Annotated in this window: 23 protein-coding genes and 1 rRNA gene; 1 reads left to right on the forward strand and 23 read right to left on the reverse strand. The window is 35.0% G+C overall.

Features of this window, described 5'->3' with window-relative positions:
- Window positions 1-175: 175 nt before the first annotated feature.
- The 12 genes from PLD14_03425 to PLD14_03480 form a co-directional block, all read right to left on the reverse strand.
- The gene (locus PLD14_03425; GenBank protein HPR80247.1) at window positions 176-655 is read right to left on the reverse strand and encodes an LAGLIDADG family homing endonuclease; all 480 of its coding nucleotides are present in this window, start codon (window positions 653-655) and stop codon (window positions 176-178) included.
- A gap of 63 nt (window positions 656-718) precedes the next feature.
- Window positions 719-4,294, reverse strand: a 23S ribosomal RNA gene (locus PLD14_03430).
- A gap of 261 nt (window positions 4,295-4,555) precedes the next feature.
- Window positions 4,556-5,185, reverse strand: coding sequence for a hypothetical protein (locus tag PLD14_03435; protein ID HPR80248.1), 630 nt, complete (start codon window positions 5,183-5,185; stop codon window positions 4,556-4,558).
- Between the two features lie 201 nt (window positions 5,186-5,386).
- Window positions 5,387-5,914 (reverse strand): GNAT family N-acetyltransferase, encoded by a 528-nt coding sequence (locus PLD14_03440; protein HPR80249.1) that lies wholly within the window; start codon window positions 5,912-5,914, stop codon window positions 5,387-5,389.
- A gap of 79 nt (window positions 5,915-5,993) precedes the next feature.
- On the reverse strand, window positions 5,994-6,473 hold the full coding sequence (locus PLD14_03445; protein HPR80250.1) for a hypothetical protein: 480 nt from the start codon (window positions 6,471-6,473) through the stop codon (window positions 5,994-5,996).
- Window positions 6,474-6,511: 38 nt separating this feature from the next.
- Complete coding sequence (locus tag PLD14_03450) at window positions 6,512-7,594, reverse strand: rod shape-determining protein (GenBank protein ID HPR80251.1); 1,083 nt, start codon at window positions 7,592-7,594, stop codon at window positions 6,512-6,514.
- The gene (locus tag PLD14_03455; protein HPR80252.1) at window positions 7,584-8,804 is read right to left on the reverse strand and encodes a His/Gly/Thr/Pro-type tRNA ligase C-terminal domain-containing protein; all 1,221 of its coding nucleotides are present in this window, start codon (window positions 8,802-8,804) and stop codon (window positions 7,584-7,586) included. The genes PLD14_03450 and PLD14_03455 overlap by 11 nt, the downstream gene beginning before the upstream one ends.
- Before the next feature lies 1 nt (window position 8,805).
- Window positions 8,806-9,924: a M50 family metallopeptidase gene (locus PLD14_03460; protein HPR80253.1), complete on the reverse strand. Its 1,119-nt coding sequence runs from the start codon at window positions 9,922-9,924 to the stop codon at window positions 8,806-8,808.
- Window position 9,925: 1 nt separating this feature from the next.
- Window positions 9,926-10,480 carry a ribosome-recycling factor gene (locus PLD14_03465; protein ID HPR80254.1) on the reverse strand — a complete coding sequence of 185 codons (555 nt, stop codon included), beginning with the start codon at window positions 10,478-10,480 and terminating at the stop codon, window positions 9,926-9,928.
- A 16-nt stretch (window positions 10,481-10,496) separates the two neighbouring features.
- Window positions 10,497-11,414: a DNA polymerase III subunit gene (locus tag PLD14_03470; protein ID HPR80255.1), complete on the reverse strand. Its 918-nt coding sequence runs from the start codon at window positions 11,412-11,414 to the stop codon at window positions 10,497-10,499.
- 1 nt (window position 11,415) lies between these two features.
- A complete protein-coding gene (murA, locus tag PLD14_03475; protein ID HPR80256.1) occupies window positions 11,416-12,699 on the reverse strand; it encodes a UDP-N-acetylglucosamine 1-carboxyvinyltransferase in 1,284 nt (427 codons plus the stop codon).
- A 3-nt stretch (window positions 12,700-12,702) separates the two neighbouring features.
- Window positions 12,703-13,704 carry a rod shape-determining protein gene (locus PLD14_03480; protein HPR80257.1) on the reverse strand — a complete coding sequence of 334 codons (1,002 nt, stop codon included), beginning with the start codon at window positions 13,702-13,704 and terminating at the stop codon, window positions 12,703-12,705.
- Window positions 13,705-13,774: 70 nt separating this feature from the next.
- Here PLD14_03480 and PLD14_03485 point away from each other — a divergent pair, with 70 nt between their 5' ends.
- Window positions 13,775-15,130 carry a hypothetical protein gene (locus PLD14_03485; protein ID HPR80258.1) on the forward strand — a complete coding sequence of 452 codons (1,356 nt, stop codon included), beginning with the start codon at window positions 13,775-13,777 and terminating at the stop codon, window positions 15,128-15,130.
- A 26-nt stretch (window positions 15,131-15,156) separates the two neighbouring features.
- On the opposite strand, the gene PLD14_03490 is transcribed toward PLD14_03485, so the two are convergent.
- The 11 genes from PLD14_03490 to PLD14_03540 all read right to left on the reverse strand — a co-directional run bounded on the left by PLD14_03490 (window position 15,157) and on the right by PLD14_03540 (window position 21,079).
- Window positions 15,157-15,648, reverse strand: a complete 492-nt coding sequence (locus tag PLD14_03490; protein ID HPR80259.1) for a hypothetical protein — start codon at window positions 15,646-15,648, stop codon at window positions 15,157-15,159.
- 108 nt (window positions 15,649-15,756) lie between these two features.
- Window positions 15,757-16,206: a 30S ribosomal protein S9 gene (gene rpsI / locus PLD14_03495; protein HPR80260.1), complete on the reverse strand. Its 450-nt coding sequence runs from the start codon at window positions 16,204-16,206 to the stop codon at window positions 15,757-15,759.
- A gap of 163 nt (window positions 16,207-16,369) precedes the next feature.
- Entirely contained in the window at window positions 16,370-16,735 is a 366-nt protein-coding gene (gene rplM, locus PLD14_03500) for a 50S ribosomal protein L13 (protein ID HPR80261.1), read from the reverse strand.
- Between the two features lie 4 nt (window positions 16,736-16,739).
- Window positions 16,740-17,087: a 50S ribosomal protein L17 gene (gene rplQ / locus PLD14_03505; GenBank protein ID HPR80262.1), complete on the reverse strand. Its 348-nt coding sequence runs from the start codon at window positions 17,085-17,087 to the stop codon at window positions 16,740-16,742.
- A 1-nt stretch (window position 17,088) separates the two neighbouring features.
- Window positions 17,089-17,853, reverse strand: a complete 765-nt coding sequence (gene rpoA, locus PLD14_03510) for a DNA-directed RNA polymerase subunit alpha (GenBank protein ID HPR80263.1) — start codon at window positions 17,851-17,853, stop codon at window positions 17,089-17,091.
- Window positions 17,854-17,878: 25 nt separating this feature from the next.
- Window positions 17,879-18,508 carry a 30S ribosomal protein S4 gene (gene rpsD / locus PLD14_03515; GenBank protein HPR80264.1) on the reverse strand — a complete coding sequence of 210 codons (630 nt, stop codon included), beginning with the start codon at window positions 18,506-18,508 and terminating at the stop codon, window positions 17,879-17,881.
- A gap of 14 nt (window positions 18,509-18,522) precedes the next feature.
- Window positions 18,523-18,975, reverse strand: coding sequence for a 30S ribosomal protein S11 (rpsK, locus tag PLD14_03520; protein HPR80265.1), 453 nt, complete (start codon window positions 18,973-18,975; stop codon window positions 18,523-18,525).
- 14 nt (window positions 18,976-18,989) lie between these two features.
- Entirely contained in the window at window positions 18,990-19,379 is a 390-nt protein-coding gene (gene rpsM, locus PLD14_03525; GenBank protein HPR80266.1) for a 30S ribosomal protein S13, read from the reverse strand.
- Window positions 19,380-19,389: 10 nt separating this feature from the next.
- Window positions 19,390-19,509, reverse strand: coding sequence for a 50S ribosomal protein L36 (gene rpmJ, locus PLD14_03530; protein HPR80267.1), 120 nt, complete (start codon window positions 19,507-19,509; stop codon window positions 19,390-19,392).
- 1 nt (window position 19,510) lies between these two features.
- Entirely contained in the window at window positions 19,511-19,735 is a 225-nt protein-coding gene (infA, locus tag PLD14_03535; protein ID HPR80268.1) for a translation initiation factor IF-1, read from the reverse strand.
- A gap of 105 nt (window positions 19,736-19,840) precedes the next feature.
- Complete coding sequence (locus PLD14_03540; protein ID HPR80269.1) at window positions 19,841-21,079, reverse strand: baseplate J/gp47 family protein; 1,239 nt, start codon at window positions 21,077-21,079, stop codon at window positions 19,841-19,843.
- Window positions 21,080-21,083: the final 4 nt, after the last annotated feature.

The following is a 21,083-nucleotide window of genomic DNA, read 5'->3' on the forward strand; positions in this document are numbered from 1 at the left end:
GCAACTCTCCTCAAAACTCGACGCCTGTGGTAGATATGGACCAACCTGTCTTACGCATGTAAATCACTTATTACTAAGTGCATGGACTATACCACCTCCCTGTTGATTTTTACAGGGGACCGACATATTAGCCATTCTGTATAAAAGAATGACTCTCGCTATAAAAGCTCAGTCTCTACGGGGTTAATAAATCTTTACTTACAAGGTATTTCAATACTTCCTTCGAATCCTGCGTTCTCTTCTTGGAATAATTTAATTCCTTGAACATATCAATCTTTTTACAAAGGACTATAAAATCTTTAGCGCTCTTTGTTTTAGATTTCAATTTAAGAATGCTGGAAAGCAATCTTAATTGTCTGGACTTCAATTTACTAAACGGCGATATTTGTTTTGCAAACTCGAGCAATGATTTTTCGTCTCCGATAGTATATTCGGCGACGCCATCTTTTCTAGATCTGGTATATCCTACTCCTAACATTTTTTTCATTTTCTCCAAAAAATCAATATAAGTTGCTTTTTGGTAAAATGTAATATAGGGAGAGATTTGATAACCGTATCTATAAGTATCATTTTTCTTGAGTTTGACGTAAACGCTACCGTCTCCGTCTAAAAATCCAGCAATGTAAGATTTTTGAATATCGTTTATTTTCCTCATAAGTTCAAACTTACAACTTCCCTCGGTATTATCCTACCATATGACAGGTTGAAAATCAATGATAGGACTTCACCGATATGAGTCGGTTTTGCTAACCAGATTACTCCGGTAAGCCGCCATTGTTGACGGTCTGAACCCAGCTCACGAACCACTTTAATTGGCGAACAGCCAAACCCTTGGGACCTTCTACAGCCCCAGGATGTGATGAGCCGACATCGAGGTGCCGAACAGTGCCGTTGATATGGACTCTCGGGCACTACCAGCCTGTTATCCCCGGGGTAACTTTTGTCTGATGATCTCCCACGGTCCTACGAACCATGGTCGGTTCACTAAGTTCTGGTTTCCCATCTGCGCGACATATCCGTCTTGCAGTTAAGCCGGCTTTTCCCTTTACAGGACTAATCCGATTTCCATCCGGATCTAGCCGACCTTTAAACTTCTCCGTTACTTTTTAGGAGAAAAGCGCCCCACTTAAACTACCAACCAAGCACTGTCTTCCATTACCCTCCTCAGGTAACAAAGTTAGAACCTTGACATTAAAAGAGAGGTGTTTCATTGGCGACTCCACTGCTACCGAGATAACAGCTTCAAAGTCTCCCTCCTACGCTACGCATTTAGCATCAAAATTCAATGCCAGGATATAGTAAAGCTCCCGGGGTCTTCCTGTCTAGCCACAGGTAAGGGGCATTCTCACCCCTATTGCGATTTCACCAAGCAGGTCCTGGAGACAGTTCTCCAGTCGTTAAGCCTTTCATGCGGGTCGGAACTTACCCGACAAGGGATTACGCTCAATTTGTTATATCCACTTTGCTTTCGTGGAACTCTTTATATCGCTATAAAGTTCGGACTATATCTTCTCATTTTTACTTAATGAGTCCGGCGTATAGTCTCTGAGGATTCTTAATTTATCTGAATTTACGATTATTCATCTTCGAAATCATTAATCGGATTTTCTCCAATCCTTTTTCTTCAAGATGTTTTCCTTTGTCCATCATTCGGACAATTTTTGCAAAAATAAGAAAATCTTCTCTTTTTGCTGTTCGTAAATAATTCTTCTCAAAAAATGGAATAATCTTTTCCAACAAATCTTCACGATTACGAACTACGTATTTCAGCAGATGTTCGTGATGATTATCATATCTTTTATTCAAGTAGATTTTACCGCATTCGAAAAAGTTTTCGACTTCTTCAAGAGCAGATCTACTTTTCATTCCTTGAGTAATAACGAATTCTGGGAATACTTGCCATTTTAATCGTAAACGAGACTTGGGATGTTTAAAAAAACTAACAGTGAAACACCCTTCGCCGTCAACGAAACCAATTACCCAGCCTATAAAACTAAGCCTTTCCTGCTGATTGCCTGCACCGAACGTTTTTTCACTTGACATAATATTTTGATAAGGTGTTATAGCTCCTTATCATAAATTATATCATAGTAACGTCGGATACTCCAGGTTTTCCAGCATATAGCCAGATTTTACTAAAGCAGTGCGTTGTTGCTACTTTAACACGGTCAGAGTTACCGCGGACGTTCACCGGAGGCTTGGAGCAGTCAGCTGCTCCGCTCCTGATCCGCAAAACTTGATCATGAGTTCCTATTCAACTTGAAATCATCGCAATGTCTTACCTATTAAAAAACATAAAGACACACGTATTTTACTTACTTGCTACATTTAACTAATCAAACTTATTCTAAGAAACTACTAAGGAAACTCACAATCGTTTTACGAAACAAGAGCGAAGCAACCGCCGCTTTTAACACTCTGGCACTGGTCAGGCCTCAGCCCCTATACTTCCTCTTACGAATTAAGCAGGGACCTGTGTTTTTGATAAACAGTCGCTAGAGAGACGTTTGCTGCGTCCTCTTCTCCTTGCGGAGAGAGGAAGATCTTATTCCTAAGTTACGATCACTTGTTTGCCGAGTTCCTTCAGGACCTTTCACTTGTTCACCTTAGCACGCTTGTGCCCATCCACCTGTGTCGGTTTTAGTACGGTTCAAACATTTTTAACCCTGCGGGCTTTTCTGGGCGACTTGCTCATTTGGCTTCACCTGTCCGAAGACAAGCTTCGCTCTCACTCTTGGGTTGCCCCTCAAGCGCAAGACAGAAATCCGATAATCTGCCCAAACTACTAAATCGCGTCACCCTTCAGAAAAATGTTAGAGGGCCGGAATATTAACCGGCTGTCCATCAGATAAACCTTTCGGCTTCTCCTAAGGCCCGCCTAACCCTTGGTTGATCTACATTGCCAAGGAAACCTTGGATTTACGGTGTTGAAGAATCTCACTTCAATTGTGGTTACTCATGCCAACATTCTCACTCCCTATCGCTCCACCAAACCTCACGATTTGACTTCAGCGCAATAGGGACGCTTCCCTACCCCTGGCACATATAAATATGTACCAAGTCGTATCTTCGGTACTAAACTTTAGCCCCGGAAATCTTCGGCGCAAAATCTCTTAGCTAGTAAGCTGTTACGCACTTTTTAAAGGATAGCTGCTTCTAAGCTAACCTCCTAGCTATCTGAGAAATTCCACCTCCTTACTTACACTTAGTTTAGATTTAAGGACCTTAGATGACGATCTGGGCTGTTCCCCTCGCGACAATGGAACTTCGCTCCCACTGTCTGACTCCCTACACATATATTACGGCATTCGGAGTTTGATAAAAGTACCTAGCCGAAGCCACGGAACTTCTTTCAGTGCTCTACCTCCATAATACTTAAATGTAAAGGCTAGTCCTAAAACTATTTCGGGAAGAACCAGCTATTACCAAACTCGATTAGCTTTTCACTCCTTACCACAGCTCATCCCAATGGATTGCACGACAAACGGGTTCGGACCTCCACTTTCATTTCTGAAAGCTTCATCCTGGCCATGGCAAGCTCGTCTGGCTTCGGGTCCTCTCCCACCAATTATATTTCGCCCTTTTAAGACTTGGTTTCCCTGTGCCTCCGCGCCAGAAGCGCTTAGACAATTGGTAAAAGAGACTCGTTGGCTCGTTCTGCAAAAAGCACGCCATCACTGGAACGAATTCCAGCTCTGACTCTTTGTAGGCATAATGGTTTCAGATTCTATTTCATCGCCCTCACCGGGCTACTTTTCACCTTTCCCTCACGGTACTAGTTCACTATCGGTGACCAGATTGTATTTAGCCTTAGCGGGTAGTCCCGCCAGATTCCTGCCGAATTATCTTGTGTCGACAGTACTCAGGAAAAACAATAAGGAGCGCATTTTAATTTTCGCCTACCGGACTATCACCGTCTGCGGTCTCTCTTTCCAGAGAAGTTCAACTAATTGAAATGCATTTATTAACTCCCTCTAATTAAATAGACATTGTTCCCCTACAACCATCACTCATGCAAAGCACGAATGATTTTAGGCTTCTCCCCTTTCGCTCGCCGCTACTGAGGGAATAACTTTTGTTTTCTTTTACCTCCGCCTACTAGAATGTTTTACTTCAGCGGGTTCGCATCGGATTTAACTCCGATAATTTCGTTTAAATGGAATTGAGTTGCCTCATTCGGAAATCCCCGGTTCATAGGTTGCTAGCACCTTCCCGAGGCTTATCGCAGCTACGCCACGTCCTTCATCGCGTCTGGTCCCAAGGCATCCACCATTTGCCCATAACATAAATAACCTTTGATTAGCAAATAATAACTTTATTCTTATTTACTCTATTAATTTATCAAATAACCTTACACGAAATAAAAAAGACGCTTTCACGCGGCTTTCACAAACAGCTTAACTTAAGCTATTTTTTAAAACCGCCTATTTGCTGTATGTATCTTCTTTATATTTATCATGTAGTTACTAATTTAGCAGATTTAAAAACATTGTCAAGTGCTTTATCTATATAATAAAAGCCCTTATCTGGATTATCCAAACAAGAGCCAAAAAGATTACGTTTGAGAGCTACTTCTCATGGTCATTCCTGCGGAGAAAACAGCTCCTTTTTTGTCTTGAGTGAAAGCCATTGGCGATCCTTCTTCACGGAATATTACTGCCGGATCTTTCTCGAGGAAGAACATCGGGCCACCCCCATCAGAGATGTTTGCTTTCTTTATAGCAGCAATAGCAGCTTCTTTGAAACAGTCACTACCGAACATGCTTTCACTGAAGATAAACTTTCCTTTATTCCTTTTAAGGAATACGGAAAAGACCTCTTCGGTTCTTACTTCGGCATGTCCATGGCGAATCTCAATCCAGACATCATAGATTGAGAATCGTCCTTGATTGTTTACAGTAATCACGCAGGCTGGACCACGAAGAGAAAAACGAGCATCAACCTCTTTGTCAACGTCCCTTTGGTTTTTTTGACTCTTCACCCAGAATGGTTTTTTTGGTTCTCCTCTGGTGGAACAGACGACCGTGACCAAACGGTCGTTTCTCTTGCCCTCGCTGATATTCATCCTGAGCTCTTGACCGCAGAGAATGAGAGGAATATCGTACTTAATGCCTTCCTTCGAATAAAGATAGGCTACTGCTCCGCCCTGTGTTTCCCGAAGATTAATATCGGGGTTTTTTTTCATCAGTTCAATTGTTTTGGAGTCGGCAATTTTGACGACTACTTCAACTTTGAAATTCATTTTTCAAAACCTCTTTTGTGATAGTGTACCCAATTCGTGGGTAGCGCACTTGATACAAAAATATCAAAAGCGCTACTCACGAAAACAAATTCTTTTAAAGAACTATTGGAAATATAATACAATAATAGTTAAATTATGTCAATATCACCATTGAGGCTCTTGTATGTCTTTAGACATTAGATAAGAATCGAGACCAAAATAATCTCTTTTTGAAAAGCACTGAATTTTAAATCCAAGTCCTTCATAAAAATCAATATTCTTCTTGTTGGTTACAGTAAGATTGACTTTATGTGCTTTTTCCTTTTTTAAAATAGAAATGTATTTATTAATTAATTTTCTACCAATTCCCTGTCCTTGATAATTATTATCAACTGCTATCCACATCACAGTAGCGATGCCTCCAAAATGATGAGAACCAATTAAATATCCTAATATTTTTTCTTCTTTAAAAACTAAAAGAAAAATAGCATAGTTTTCTTTAATTGAATTTATAATTCTTTCTTTTGTCCATTCTTTTTTAATAAAAAAATCTTTTGACTTTTTTGAATATTCATCAAATTGATTTTTTATTGAATTTCTTAAAAAATCTAAAAATAAATCTACATCTTTTATTTTAATTTCTCTTATTTCTATCGTTTCTGTTGTTATTGACTTTTTTCTCGTATTAATCATATAATATAGATGTATCTGTGAGGGCTTTGGCTCTCTCGCGGTCAATTCATAAACCGCAGACAGGTACTTTTTTTATACATTAATCTTTTTCTAAATTTCCAGAATAAAGCCTTTTCTCTTCTTGACCATTGATTCCTTTAGCAGTCCACCAAGAAGGATAAAGACTATAGAAATATTTTTCTCCTCCCTCTATTTCTTTAATAATTATCTTTAATCTAGCTTTTTTAATTATCGCCACAAAAACATAATAATAAACAGTTTTCATTCTATTCTCCCAGCGAGAATTAATTTTTTGTCTTACAAACATTTTTCTTTCATCATACTCTTGCAGGGTATGAGATTTTCTAGTTATTTCAGGAACAAACCTTAAAAGCCTTAATCTTGTATATTGTTCAGTCAGTGTCCTTGTTGTATTCCAAGATTTAAAAATTAAATGATTGAAGCCTTTTGTATTAAAATAAACAAAACCGTTTAAATAAGGGCACCAAACTTTTTGAATTTTATTGTATTCTTTTTCAGCTTCTTCTTTCGCTTGTTTCACCTTTTCTATATCTTCCATAAAAAGAAAACAACAACTAAAAAGTTGTTGTCCAATAATTACTTCGGCGGTTGTAATTCTTCTGTTTCAACTAAGACGTCGTGGAAGTCATCAAGGTTTTCCAAGACCATTCCTGCTCCCCTTGCAACCGCAGTCATTGGATCTTCAATAATATAGGTAGGAATATTTGTTTCTTTAACAATCATTTTATCTAACCCTCTCAATTGCGCTCCCCCTCCGCATAAAGCGATTCCTTTTTTCATAATATCAGCTAGTAATTCTGGCGGAGTCATTTCTATTGTATTTTTGATTTCTGAAACTATTTGATTGATAGATCTATCTAATGCTTTTTTAACATCTGTTTGAGAAATAATTACTTCTTCGGGAAGACCGGTCACCAAATTTCTTCCTCTCATTGGCATTGTTTTATTTTCTTGTTTTAAGGGCTCTTTTTCAAAGTATACTGCCCCAATACTTATCTTAATCTTTTCCGCTGTTCTAACTCCAATTAATAATTTGTATTTCTCTTGAGCAAATTGAATAATATCATTATTAAATTTATCTCCAGCAATTCTCAAGCTTTTAGAAACAACTATTCCACCCAAAGAAATAACAGCAACTTCGGTTGTTCCCCCTCCAATATCAACGACAAAATTGCCAGAAGGATCTTGTACGGGCATTCTGGCTCCAATCGCAGAAGCCATCGGCTCTTCAATTAAAAATACTTCTCTTGCTCCAGCTGATTTAGTTGCATCACGCACCGCCTTCTTTTCCACCTCAGTCACTCCCGAAGGAATACCAACGATAACTCTCGGTTTTAAAAAGGTAAATTTATCTTGTCTTGCTCTTTCAATTAAATATCTAAGCATCTGCTCTGTTACTTCAAAATCAGAAATAACTCCATTAACTAATGGCCTAATTGCAACAATATGTCCTGGAGTTCTTCCTACCATCTTTTCCGCCTCTCTACCGATAGCTAAAACCTGGCCTGTCTTTTTATTCAAAGCCACGACTGATGGTTCAGATAAAATAATGCCTCTCCCGCGAACATACACCAAACAATTAGCCGTCCCCAAATCAATAGCAATATCTTGTGATAAATTAGAAAAATATTTATTTAAATTAAATGTCTTAAATGTCATTTTTTAGAAAATCAATTAAATCTTTAATCTTCACTAATTCTGTCTTTTCTCCGCCTCTCTTTTTAACCTCAACACTCTCTTCTTTTAATGTCTTTTGACTGATAACAATACGCCTGGGAATACCTATTAAATCGCAGTCATTAAGCTTTTCCCCTGCCGTCTTCTCATCTCTGTTGTCATATAATACTTCAAGATTTGAATTTTGTAAAATATCGTAGATTTCTTCGGCTTTTTGCTTTACTTCATTATTACCCATATCAAGAGAAATTAAATGAACAAAAAATGGTGCTATGCTCTTCGGCCAGATTATCCCTTTGTCATCATTAAATGATTCAACGATGGCTCCCATCAATCTGCTGATACCAATACCATAACAACCCATAATTAAATGTTTTCCATTCTCATCTTTCAAATCAAACACCTCAGAATATTTAGTTCCAAGTTTAAAAATGTTACCAACTTCAATTGCTTTTTCTTCAATAAAATCTTTGCCCCCACAAGAACACTTTTTATCAAACACTTCCTTATTAATTGCATTACTGCAATTTTTACAAATATATATAATATCTTCTCCAGCTGAAGTCACGGTTTGAAATTCGTGAGACGAAGAAGAAAATGTCCCTCCTCCCGCTAAAGTTAAATATGTTTTATCTTTTAGTCCACATCTTTCGTAAATACGGAAATATGCTTTCTTGACCCTTTCATAATATTCATTCAAGCTCTCTTCATTGTTATGAAAAGAATAAAGATCTTTCATTAAAAATTCTCTGCCACGCAAAATGCCTGATTTGGCTCTCGGTTCATTTCTAAACTTAGATTGAATTTGATAAATTGCCTTAGGCAAGTCATGCGAAGACAAGATATGCTTCTTCATTAAAGGAGTAATAATTTCTTCGTGGGTCCAACCCAATCCTAAATTCTCATCATGAATCTTGTACATCTCTTCCACGTTCCATCTTCCTGTTTTTTCCCAATTTTCCTTAGGCAAAAGAGATGGCATTAATATTTCCTGTGCTTCAATATTATTCATTTCCTCTCTAACAATATTCTCTATCTTCTTCAAAACTCTCAAACCTAAAGGAAGATAAGTATATATACCACTAGCTAATTTATCGACAAAGCCACCCCTTGTTAAAAACTTAGCGTTTAAACTAACTTCATCTTTAGGATTTTCCTTAACTGTCCTTGTTAATAAATCAGCTTGTTTCATATTATTTAAATATTATATCTTTAAATTGAATAAAGTCTTTGAAAATTATTGCCACGGCTAAAATTATTAAAAATATTGCTCCAAAACTTTCAATCTTCATTTGCAACTCTTTATTGAATACTTTCTTATTTACCGATTCTAAACCAATATATATTAATTTAGCTCCATCCATTGCTGGAATGGGTAATAAGTTACTTACTCCTAAAGCTATAGAAAGAATGGCTATTAAATTAATTACATCGTACAAGCCTTTTTGAATTATAATTTTGGTAATAGCAAATATTCCTACCGGACCGGTCATAGAGTAAGCAACTGTTCCCATCGACTTGTGAATTATGGCGTAAGAAAAAATATATCCCATCGCTCTAATAGAATAATCAGTAATGTTATAAGCGTGCAAGAATCCTACCAAAGCTTTCTCGGAAAAACTTGAATAACTTAATAGTGCCATATCTCTCAATCCAACGCCTAATGGACCTTCTTCTGATGGATATTCTATTCTTGGCGTAATTTTTAATTCCCTTCCATCTTTCAATCCAAGAACAACTTCTTTACCTTTATTCTCAGAAATAATAGTACTAAATTCTTCTATCCCGTTAACCACTTTTCCATTCACACTTAAAACCACATCGTAAGGTTTTAATCCTGATATTTCAGCTGGAGAATCTTTATCAACTTGAGCAATTAAAACTTGATTAACTTGATTCCCAAAAGGAAAATGATACTCAGGATAAATCAAAGCTTGTTCTGATTTAAATCCAGAAAAAGCAATCAAGCCGTAGAAAACAAGGGCCGCAAAAATTAAATTAAAAACAACTCCTCCTCCGCAAATCCATAATTTTTTCCAAGCATTTTTTGATTCGTAAGCTCTCGAATCTTTATCCTTTTCTTCATCCATTTCATCCATACCAAAAATCCTAGTCATTCCACCGAAAGGAATCGCTCCGATAAAATACTGAGTTTCACCAATTGTTTTTTTCCAAAGACGAGGTGGAAACCCCAATCCAAATTCTTCAACTCTTACTCCTGAAGTTTTAGCAGCTATAAAATGACCAAGCTCGTGGACAAAAACAACAACTCCCAAAACTATTAAAAAAACTATTATATCTAGTAAAAACATATTATCCTTCTATTTCAACTTTCTTGCGGTCAATTAAATCATCAACCTTTTTATTATACTTATCAACTAATTCCTGTAATTTATCTTTAGCTTTGAACTTATCGTCTTCTCTAATTAAACCATCTCTAGTCTTATCCTGTATATCTGACCAAGCTTCATCTCTATTTTTTCTAATTGTTCGCTTAGCATCATCGTTAATTTGAGAAAGAGCTTTTGCTAATTCCTTCCTCAATTCTTCTGACATTTGAGGCATATTAATAAGAATTACATCTCCAGAAATTACTGGAGACAATCCTGCTCCTTCTCTTGAGATGGCTTTTTCAATTGCTTCCATATATGACTTATCCCAAGGCTGAATTGAAAGAGTTCTAGCGCTAGGAACTGATATAGCTGCCAATTGTTTGATTGGCATCATTTGTCCAAAACATTCAGCTTGAATATCTTCAATTAAAGCTGGAGTAGCTCTGCCAGTTCTAAAACTTGAAATCTTCTTAGTAACAAAGTCTATTACCTTATCCATCTCTGGTTCTTTTTCTTTTATAATTTGTTCGTACATATGTTTAAAAAAATTATTATAATGTTATTAATAAATTTTCTAACGCCAATTTCTTATTAACATTTGTATTTTCAATAAGGTACTTGGTTTTCTCTAATTCATCAATTATTTCTTTAATTCTCTTTAAAGAATAATTTTCTAAACTTCCCTTATTACCATATACCTTTAATAATATTTCCCGCCTCATAAACCTCTCCCATATATCTAATACATTTACAATCTCATCTTGATTCTCCTTGAATTCTTTTGCAAAGTCAAATCTTTTATACATTTCTGAATGAGCCAATGAAATAATATCTTTAATTGCCTTATTAAAAAACTTTAATTTGTCTTCATCATTTAAAAATTCTATTGCTTTCCCTACCTGCCCCGAAGAAATTAAAGCAATCTCCTTAGTTTTTTCTATATCAGCTCCAAGAGAAACTAAATAATCTTCTATTTCTTTTCTTGGAATAACTGAAAATTTAATTTCTTCTAATCTTGAACGGACAGTCGGTAAAAGCATTTGCGGATATGAAGTAATCAATATTAGCAGTGTATCCCCTTTTGGTTCCTCTAAAACCTTTAAAAGCGCATTCTGAGCGTCTTTCCTCATTAAATGAGCATCGTCTATAATCCCAACCTTAAGTGAATTATTGTATGACTTTAGAGACAATCTATTTTGTAAATCTCTCACCTCTTCAATTTCAATATTTCTGTCTTTCGCTTCGATTATTGATAAATCTGGAAAACTTGCTGAATCTATGCTTCTGCAAGAATAGCATTCTCCACAAAATCCTTTTTCTTTCTCGCAAAAAATACTTTTAATAAATTCGATGGCAACTTTCTTTTTTCCAATCTTCTCTATTCCAGAAAACAGTAAGGCATGAGGAATATTTTTACCTTTGGCTAATCTCTCTAATACCTCTTTCTGTTTTTTATGCCCAATTGTCATTTTAATCTTTTATCCTTTTAATATCGGCTCCTAATTTTTGCAATCTTTCTTCTATTTTTTCGTATCCCCTATCAACCTGATAAATATTTCTAATCGTGGTCTTTCCTTCAGCAATTAATCCTGCAGTGATTAATGACGCTCCTCCTCTTAAATCAAATGAACCCATATCTGCTCCATATAATTTGGTAATTCCATTAATAACTGCTCGGTGTGGGTCAGAGAAAAATATATCTGCTCCCATTTTCGTTAATCCTTCCATATATTTTAATCTTCCTTCGTATAATGGATCGTGAATTAATGTTACTCCCCTAGTTTGAGTTGCCAATACTCCCAACACAGAAAGCAAATCTGAAGGAAATCCTGGAAAAGGCAAGCTTTGCATTTTCCTAATTTTAATATTTTTAGATGGCAGAACCTGAACGTCGACTAAATCTTTTTTTCTTTTAATAATTTGAAAATTAGCACCGCAATCTTCTAGTTTCTTTAATACAAATTCCAAAAAAGGATACTCGACATTCTTAACTAAAATATTTCCTCTAACTGCCAAAGCCATAATAATGAAGGTACCAGCTTCGATCGGATCATACATTAAAAAATGCTTGAATCCTTTTAATTTATTCTGCCCCTTAATAATTAATGTGTGCTGTCCAACACCTGAAATTTTAACTCCCATCTTTTTTAAAATCTTACATAATTCCTGATTCTGATAATCACCGTCAGCAACCTTGAGTATAATTTCCTCGTTTAATAAACTTGAGAAAAGCAAAACATTCGCTGTGGCCGTAACTGATAATTCATCCATTATCACCATGTTGTCTTTTAGTTTCTGAGGAGCAGTCATTACGAACTTACCTCTCTTTTCTTTAATATCAATTCCCATCTGAGAAAAAGCATCTAAGTGAGTATCAATTGGACGAACTCCAATAACGCATCCGCCAGGTTGAGGCAAACTGGCTTTTCCGAATCTTGATAAAATAGCTCCGAATAAAAGAACTGAGCCACGGAACTTCAAAACTAAATCAGAGTTTATTTTTGAAGGATCCATGTTTTTAGCATTGACTCTAATTTTCCTTTTTCCTAACCATTCAACTTTAACTTTCATGCTTTCAAATATTTCAAGCATTCTAAAAATATCTTCTACTAAAGGAATATTATCAATAACACAATCTTCGCTGGTTAATAGTGTCGCAATTAAAACAGGAAAGGCTGCGTTTTTTGAGCCTCTCGCTTCTATTTCTCCCGACAATTTCTTGCCGCCCTGTATTACAAATTTTTCTTCGAGCATATATTATTTTTTAACCATTATGCTTTTCTTGTATAAATCAAGATTATCTAAAACCGCACCAGTTCCTTTGGCTACACAACTCAATGGATCGTCGGCAACAAAACAAGGAACTCCAGTTGTTTTAGATAATAAAGCTGCGATATTTCTCAAACAAGCACCTCCTCCAGCCACCACCATTCCTTTATCCATAATATCAGCTGATAATTCTGGCGGAGTTTCTCTTAGTACATTTTTAACGCATTGAACTATTTCGGCTAGAGGATCGGCAATAGCTTCACAAATTTCATTAGAAGAAATTCTAATATTCTTTGGTAATCCAGTGATCAAGTCTCTGCCCCTAATTTCAAGATATTTTGGCTCCTTTTCTGGTAAAGCTGTTCCAATCTTTATTTTAATATCCTCAGCGGTCTGCTCTCCAATAGCCAAGTTATGTTTGTTTTTAATATATTCAGCAACAGCAACGTCTAGTTCGTCCCCTGCTACCCTTAAAGATTGAGAACAAACAATTCCCCCTAGAGAAATAACAGCTACTTCAGCCGTTCCTCCTCCGATATCAATAATTAAATGACCAGACGAAGAATTAATCGGTATGCCTGCTCCAATGGCTGAAAGAATTGGCTCCTTAGCAACAAACACTTCTTTTGCTCCAGCTAAAATTCCAGCTTCGATCACAGCTCTCTTTTCGGTTGAAGTAATTCCTGCCGGAACTCCGATTAATAATTCCGGTTTGATAAACTTAAAAAATCCAGAATTAACTTTAGAAATAAAATGCTTAATCATTGTCTGAGTAATTCTGTAGTCAGCAATCACTCCATCCTTTAATGGTCTAAAAACCTGAATTTCTTCAGGAGTTCTTCCAATCATTTCCTTAGCAGCCTGCCCAACAGCCAAAATTCTGTTCTCTGTTACAGAGACAGCTACTACTGATGGTTCATTCAAAACAACTCCTTTGTCTGGAATGAATACGAGAGAATTTTTAGTACCTAAGTCTATTCCTATTTTCATAATATACCCCATGATAACATACCGAAACGGCAATTGGCAAGAGAGGGTTTTTGATGTATAAATGAAGTATATGACAAAAACAGTAAGAACTATATTATTCATATTAATGGTTTTAATCTTCACAGTAATCTCTCCCGGAATAATCATGTATTCACAAGGATATCGTTTTGATATCAAAAAAATGAAATTCCTTGAAACTGGAGGAATTTACATAAAAACACTCCCAGGTGATACAACAGTCTCAATTGATGATAATTATAAAAATAAAACATCTGGATTTTCAAGAGATCTTTTGATACAAAATTTATTACCCGAGAATCATACTGTAAAAATAGAAGAAACGAACTATCATTCTTGGGAAAAAATTCTAGAAGTCAAACAAAAAAAGGTTGTTGAAGCTAAATATGTAATTCTCTTTCCTAATGACATACCCTTTGCTTCAGTAGATAACGATATTAAAAATTTCTATCCCTATCCTGACAACAATAGGATGCTTTTATTAACTATTTCTAATGAATTATTATCTTACGATTCAGAAAAGAAAGAAACTCAAAGAATTCTCTCTAAGACTCAGACTCCTTACAATATTTCTGATATACTATTCTCTCCAACTGGAAAAAGAGCTCTTATTAAAACATCTACTGGGCTTCATTATTTATTAAATACAGAAACATCAACAATATCCTTAATTAAATCAATGAGTAGCAAGACTAAAAATGTTGTCTTTGATTCAAATAATGAAGGAAGTTTCTTTTACCAATCAAATAACTTAATTTATCGAATTAATGCTGACAAACAAAATACTCCAAAACTATTTAAAAAAGAAAATGTTGACGCTTTTACAGTAAACGGAAATGATGTTTACTCTTTTGAGGATGGATTACTTTATAGAGATAATGTTCTTCTTAATATTAACGAAACCCTATCTAAAGAACCCATAGAAACAAAAGACAAAACATATGAATTAGTTTCAATGGAAAATGAAATATTCTTAATTGAAAACAAAAAAACCGTTTACTTATTTAATAAGGAAACAAAAATATTTGATAAAAAAATAGAAGCTAAAACAGAATTAAAATATACTCCCTTTTATGAAAGAATATTATTTGCTGCTGATAATGAACTTTGGTTACTTTTATTAAAAGATACCGAAACTCCTTTCTTCGTAAAAGCCTGCTCAACAATTTTTATCTCTAGGTTCTCTCAAAACATAGGAGATATCAAATGGTTAAATGGGGACTACTTTATTTACACTTTAGACAATAAAGTTAATATCAGTGAAATAGACAATAGAGATCGTATCAACTCTTTTGAGCTTCCTCAATCAGAAGTATCTAAAATATTCTTTAATGGAAACACTAAAAAACTATTCCTATTAAATAAAGAAGAATTAATTGTTTCTGAAAATAAAATCTTGCCTCAATAAAAAAACACTCTATAAAAAATTGAGTGTTATGTGTGGGACTTAAGCCATTTTCCAGCAATTTTTCGAGAAAATTGATTTGGACAGTCTCGGCTTGCGAACATTCGCATAATAAGAAATTGCTGAGGGTTTTTGATTCTTTGAGTAAGAATATCTTGAGCACTGAAAAATAAAGTATTAACTTTAAGTACCAGACAAGAATTTATATTGCCGACAATAATTGCCGAATGTTCCTCCTTAAAATTATCAGAGTAGACATTATAAGTAGCGGCAAGTTGTTGTATATTTTTAACCACTAAAAAAGCTGCTATTCCCGTGTCCACCTCGATCCTTCGACTAAGAAAAGCAGGAACCCACTTCTCATTAATGAACGGACAAATGTCTGCCACATAAATCTGACCGCCTGGCATTCTCAATTCTTCGCCATCTTTACACAAAAGCATGTCTCCATCGTCATTGAACATCCCTCCGTATAAAAATTTCTTAAATTTAAAGCTTTTTGCCGTTTCTTCGCTTTCCATATTATCACCATTAGGTCCTAAACTAGCTTTTGCTAGATTAATTAGAAGATAGTAGAAGGAGTGATATTTGTCAAACAAAAAACCAGAGCTTTTGCTCTGGCTTAAATATTAACGTTTTGACCACTGTGGAGCTCTTCTTGCCCTCTTTAGTCCAGGCTTCTTTCTTTCTTTCATTCTTGGATCTCTAGTTAAGAATCCAGCCTTTCTTAGTCTCTTTCTGTAATCAGGATTAAATACTACCAAGGCTCGAGCAATACCATGTCTTACAGCCTCAGCTTGAGCGTTTACGCCCCCCCCCTTGACCATAGCTGTAACTTTAAATCTATCTAACGATTTCATCTTGTCTAACGAAGCTAAAGCTGTTGATTGCAATCCTTTAGTTGGAAAATATTTAGAGAAATCCATCTTATTAACTTCCATTCCCTTGTCACCCTTTGTGTATAGTCTTACTCTGGCAGTGGCAGTTTTTCTTCTCCCAGTTCCCTCAAAATATTTATCTCCTAGATTTTTAAAATCATCTTCGTTTACAACAAAATCATCATCGTCATCAACTTTTATTGGCAAACCAAAATCAATGTTTTCAATCTTTTTTTCTACCTTTATTTCTTTCACTTCCTCTATGACCTCGGCAACCTTCTTTTTGGTTTCCTTTTTAACAAGAGAAACTTTCTTTTCTTTTTTCTCTGCCGGTTTTTTTGTTATTTTTTTCTCAGCCATATAATTATTCAAACTTTAATCTCTTTAAGTGTTTTGCTCTTAATCTGTTTTTCGGTAGCATTCCGTTAACAGCAAACTTTATTAACTGTCCAGGATTTTTTTTAAATATTACATTCATTGGGGTGTGTTTATCGTTTCCTAAATATCCTGTATGTCTAAAATATGTTTCATCCTGCATCTTATTTCCAGTAACTTTAATTTTATCAGCATTAGTAATAATAACAACGTTGTTTGGTTCTTTATTGGGAGCATAATCAACATTCTTCTTTCCTTGTAAAATAGCACAAAGATCAGTCGCAAGTCTTCCCAAAACTTTGCCTGTTGCATCAATCCTTATGGTTTCTTTTGTAGTTGTGATTGCTTTTTTCATATTCTTAAACTAATTGAATCATTGCCATTTTAGAGCTGTCAGATTTTCTCTGTCCCATTTTTGTTATTCTAACGTAACCTCCTTTTCTGTCTTTATATCTAGCTGCTATATCTTCCATTAATTTTTTAACTGCTTTAGGAGTAAAACAAGTGGTTAAATATCTGCGAGCAGCCATATCCCCTTTCTTGGCTCTAGTAATTTTCCTCTGTATAAAAGGAGAAAGTTCTTTGGCCTTAGCTTCGGTAGTAGTGATCTTTTCTTTCAAAATTAAAGATGTAGCCAAAGTCTTTAACAATGCATGCCTTTGATCTCTTTCTCTATGTAATCTTCTTCCTTTCTGTATTTTTTTCATATTACTTTTCTTTCTTTTTTGTTGTCTTTTTTACAGCTTTCTTTTTTGGTTCAATTACCTCTTCTTCTTTAACAGCTTCAGCTTTTATTCCTCCCATTTGTTCAGCCATAAAACCAAACTGAGCTAAAAGAATATCTAAAGATTCAGCAAAAGCTTCTTCAGGCTTAATCGTTCCATCTGTTTCAACTTCTAAAGAAATCTTATCAAAATCAGTTCTATCTCCGACTCTCATATTTTCAACGACATAATTGACCTTCTTGATAGGAGTAAAAATTGCATCCAATCCGATTACGCCAACATCTCTTTTTATTTCCTTGTCTTCGAAAACATAACCAACGCCTTTCTCAATTTTGATTTCAATTTCTAATTCTGTATTCTTATCAGTTATTGTCGCAATATGCAAGCTTGGATTAGCTAATTTCAAATCAGCTGGACATTCAAAGTCACTTCCAAAAACCTCCTTTTCTCCTTTTATTTTTAAGGTTGCTAGCTGTGGTTCATCAGTAAAGAGTTTAAATCTTAATTGTTTGATATTCATTAAAATATGCAAAACATCTTCTTTAACTCCAGCAATAGTAGCAAATTCATGAGGAGCGTTCTTAATTTTAACTTCTGTTACGGCAGCACCGTTTAAAGATGACAAAAGGACCCTCCTAATAGCATTACCGAGAGTAATTCCGTAGCCAGGATAAAGCGACTCTATTTCGAAAATAATGTTGTTGTCGCTTACCTTTTTAGTTTTTATTGAAGTTGGCAATGGAATCATATATTTTAGTTATGATATTTATTTATTACCTTGAATAATGTTCAAAAATTGTTGAAATTTCAGATGGTAATTGTACGTCTTCTGGTGTTGGGTATCTCATAACTTTACCCTCGATTTTACTTCCATCAAAACTTAACCATTTAGGTAAACTGTATTTTTTCATCGCTTCTGATATTCCCTTTAAAGCTTCTTTGTTCTTTGAACCTTCTCTAATTGAAACTGTATCTCCGACATTTGTTCTGTAAGAAGGAATATCAATCTTTCTTCCATTAATTAAAATATGTCCATGACTAACAAGTAATCTTGCTTGACCACGGGACTTAGCCCAACCCATTCTGAAAATAATATTATCTAATCTGCTTTCTAGTTTAGCAATTAACTGAGAAGCAACATCAACTCCAGAACCTCTGTTTTCCATAACTTCAAAAACATAATCTTTAAATTGTGATTCTGAAATATTATACCACTTCTTAACCTTCTGTTTTTCTCTCATTTCACGGCCGTACTCGGTTAAATTACCTCTTCTTTTTTTAGCTTTTTGTCCTGGAGCAAATGGACGCTTAATCATAGCGCATTTAGAACCCAAACACTTCTCTCCTTTTAAAAAGAGCTTGTCTCCTAACCTTCTACAAATTTTACACTTTGCTTGTTTCATAAATATATTAAAGATTATAACCTTCTGGGTTTCTTAGGCTTGCAACCATTATGTGGAACTGGAGTAACATCCTTGATTGAATTAATCTCGAATCCCTGATTAGCAATTGATCTCAATGCTGATTCTCTTCCTGAACCAATACCTTTTACTACTACTTGAATTTTTCTAATTCCCATCTTCTCAGCTATCGCTCCAACTGTTTCTGAAATTTTAGAAGCAGCAAAAGGAGTTGATTTCTTACTTCCCTTAAAGCCTATCTTTCCAGCTGACTTTGAGGCTAAAACATTACCCATAGTGTCAGTTAAAGTAATAATAGTATTGTTATATGAACTGAAGATATATATCTTTCCCTCTCTGGTAGCAGCAGCTTTAGAGACTTTAGGTTCTTTACTTAAAGTTTTTTCTAACTGTTCGCCTTCTTTGATCATTTCTGCTTCAGTTTTTTGTATTACGTGTTTTTTCCCCATAGTAGTATTAAATTCTATTTAGGTCCTGGTGCAGCCTTTCTTCCTGAACCGACTGTTTTTCTGACGTTATGTCTTACTGTTCTATTATTGATTCTAGTTGTCTGTCCTCTTACAGGCAATCCTTTGGCGTGTCTAGAACCTCTCCATGAACCAATATCTCTTAATCTTTTAATATTCATCATCACGTCTCTTTTCAAATCTCCTTCCACCCTATAATTCTTTTCAATGTATTGTTTTAATAAACTAATATCGTCCTGAGTTAATTCCTTGGCTTTTTTATTTAAAGGAATATTACAATCAGTTAAAATCTTTTTAGCCAAAGACGGTCCTATTCCATAAATATAAGACAATCCGATTTCTATTACTTTTTCGTCTGGAATGTTAATTCCGATAATTCTTGCCATATGTATTTATTTATGCACCTTGTCTTTGTTTGTGTTTAGCATTCGCCTTACAAATAACATAAACGCGTCCTTTTCTGCGGACAATCTTACAATCTTTACAAATTTTCTTAATTGATGGCTTAACCTTCATGTTATTTTTTTCTGAATATTATTCTCCCTCTTCTTGCATCATAGGGAGTCATCTCTACTGTAACTTTATCACCAGGTAAAATCCTGATTTTAAAGACTCTTAATTTGCCTGCCAAATGCGCCAATACTTCAGACTGGTCGTCATCTAATCGCACCTTAAAAAAGCCGTCAGGCAAGCTCTCTGATACAACTCCTTCTTTTTTAATCTTGTCGTCTTTTTTTACCATTTGAAAGATAATAAGACAATAGCAAAACTTTCGCTTTTGGTCAAGAGATTCAAGCGTTTTTAGCTATTATCTACTTTTTACCACGATTTATTATATGTGTAAATATTAAAATTTTAATTGAATGTTTATTCTTTCTTCATTATTAGGAATTTTAAACTTCCACCATGGAGAAAGATTAATCTCTACCTTTTCTACTTCTGGTATATTTGATAAAAGAGAAGCTGAATATTTAGTATCTTTTCCCTTTAAACTACTCAACAATATATCATCATCAGGTATTGAATAAATTTTACCCTTAAAAACAACATTCAATGAAATTGTTCCATCTTTATTTAGCTTCTTTTGCTTAACTTCATAAGTTACACTATTAGGAACCATTTTCTTTAATTCGGAAATATTCTTACTCAATAATGATTCTCCTAGTTTATTTATATCTTCATCTCTAAAAACGGTCGCGTTAGTTTCTATCTGTCCTGTTGCGCTAAATACATCTAATTCATCTCCTGCCTTAGCGCTAACTAATAAATTAGTAATTAGAGGAGAAATATCTTCTGAAAAATATGTATAGCCCTGAGGAATCGTGGCAATTAAAGCTTGCTTTGATTCTTCATCGTATTTTTCCTCAAAACTATCCTTAGCTGAGGTAATATCATTACTCGTTACAATTTTGACTTGCGATTCTTCTCCTCCCGTCATCGCTGTAACTGATTCAGCCCAAATATTTGAATAATATTCTGAACCACTTAAGCCAGGAATGGAAAAAATAGAAGAAGAAAGATTATATTTCTCTCCTGCTTCAGCCGCAGTAACTTTAATTTCAATTGAACCGGGGGTAGAGTCAGAAGTAGCTTTGGGAATAGTAAAGGCTGTATCAGACTTATAAACTAATTCTCCAGTGCTAGACATAAACCTAGTGCCTTTAACCAAACTAAGAGCTTTAGCTGGGCTAATCTTATTAAACACCTTTATTGTTCCCGTTGCTTTCTTTGCCTTATCATCTGTTCCTGTAGCATTATAATTTTCCGATCCATCTCTTTTGTCTGAAAAAATTATACCAGGAACAACATTATTTTCGTAATCAATTACTGCTTCATTAGTATCAATTATAAAACTAGCTTCAGTTGTAACTTCTTCAGTTTTAGGAGTAATAAAAACATCTGCCTTGCCCTGAACAAAGAAAAATACTGCACCCAAAGATAAAACCACAATAACTAAAAGAGGAATAAAAGGAAATCTTTTTTTATCTCTTTTGATTGGTTCTCTAGCTGAACATTCTTTGGCTAATTCTTCGTGTTTTTCCACCTGATATTCAGGAGGAATAATGTCATATATTTTTTTTGCCATATAT

Origin of the sequence: Candidatus Pacearchaeota archaeon, assembly GCA_035404185.1 — a bacterium.
GTDB lineage: Bacteria > Patescibacteriota > Minisyncoccia > Minisyncoccales > Minisyncoccaceae > UBA2211.

What these genes read in the sequence shown, in the direction of transcription:
- PLD14_03450 (HPR80251.1), bottom strand. Translation starts at nt 7,594, where the DNA reads ATGACATTTAAGACATTTAATTTAAATAAATATTTTTCTAATTTATCA.
- rpsM (HPR80266.1), bottom strand. Translation starts at nt 19,379, where the DNA reads ATGGCAAGAATTATCGGAATTAACATTCCAGACGAAAAAGTAATAGAA.
- infA (HPR80268.1), bottom strand. Translation starts at nt 19,735, where the DNA reads ATGGTAAAAAAAGACGACAAGATTAAAAAAGAAGGAGTTGTATCAGAG.
- PLD14_03455 (HPR80252.1), bottom strand. Translation starts at nt 8,804, where the DNA reads ATGAAACAAGCTGATTTATTAACAAGGACAGTTAAGGAAAATCCTAAA.
- PLD14_03465 (HPR80254.1), bottom strand. Translation starts at nt 10,480, where the DNA reads ATGTACGAACAAATTATAAAAGAAAAAGAACCAGAGATGGATAAGGTA.
- PLD14_03460 (HPR80253.1), bottom strand. Translation starts at nt 9,924, where the DNA reads ATGTTTTTACTAGATATAATAGTTTTTTTAATAGTTTTGGGAGTTGTT.
- PLD14_03425 (HPR80247.1), bottom strand. Translation starts at nt 655, where the DNA reads ATGAGGAAAATAAACGATATTCAAAAATCTTACATTGCTGGATTTTTA.
- rpmJ (HPR80267.1), bottom strand. Translation starts at nt 19,509, where the DNA reads ATGAAGGTTAAGCCATCAATTAAGAAAATTTGTAAAGATTGTAAGATT.
- PLD14_03490 (HPR80259.1), bottom strand. Translation starts at nt 15,648, where the DNA reads ATGGAAAGCGAAGAAACGGCAAAAAGCTTTAAATTTAAGAAATTTTTA.
- rplM (HPR80261.1), bottom strand. Translation starts at nt 16,735, where the DNA reads ATGAAAAAAGCAATCACAACTACAAAAGAAACCATAAGGATTGATGCA.
- rpsD (HPR80264.1), bottom strand. Translation starts at nt 18,508, where the DNA reads ATGAAACAAGCAAAGTGTAAAATTTGTAGAAGGTTAGGAGACAAGCTC.
- murA (HPR80256.1), bottom strand. Translation starts at nt 12,699, where the DNA reads ATGCTCGAAGAAAAATTTGTAATACAGGGCGGCAAGAAATTGTCGGGA.
- rpsK (HPR80265.1), bottom strand. Translation starts at nt 18,975, where the DNA reads ATGGGGAAAAAACACGTAATACAAAAAACTGAAGCAGAAATGATCAAA.
- PLD14_03470 (HPR80255.1), bottom strand. Translation starts at nt 11,414, where the DNA reads ATGACAATTGGGCATAAAAAACAGAAAGAGGTATTAGAGAGATTAGCC.
- PLD14_03440 (HPR80249.1), bottom strand. Translation starts at nt 5,914, where the DNA reads ATGATTAATACGAGAAAAAAGTCAATAACAACAGAAACGATAGAAATA.
- rplQ (HPR80262.1), bottom strand. Translation starts at nt 17,087, where the DNA reads ATGAAAAAAATACAGAAAGGAAGAAGATTACATAGAGAAAGAGATCAA.
- PLD14_03445 (HPR80250.1), bottom strand. Translation starts at nt 6,473, where the DNA reads ATGGAAGATATAGAAAAGGTGAAACAAGCGAAAGAAGAAGCTGAAAAA.
- PLD14_03485 (HPR80258.1), top strand. Translation starts at nt 13,775, where the DNA reads ATGACAAAAACAGTAAGAACTATATTATTCATATTAATGGTTTTAATC.
- PLD14_03435 (HPR80248.1), bottom strand. Translation starts at nt 5,185, where the DNA reads ATGAAAAAAAACCCCGATATTAATCTTCGGGAAACACAGGGCGGAGCA.
- PLD14_03480 (HPR80257.1), bottom strand. Translation starts at nt 13,704, where the DNA reads ATGAAAATAGGAATAGACTTAGGTACTAAAAATTCTCTCGTATTCATT.
- rpoA (HPR80263.1), bottom strand. Translation starts at nt 17,853, where the DNA reads ATGATTCCATTGCCAACTTCAATAAAAACTAAAAAGGTAAGCGACAAC.
- PLD14_03540 (HPR80269.1), bottom strand. Translation starts at nt 21,079, where the DNA reads ATGGCAAAAAAAATATATGACATTATTCCTCCTGAATATCAGGTGGAA.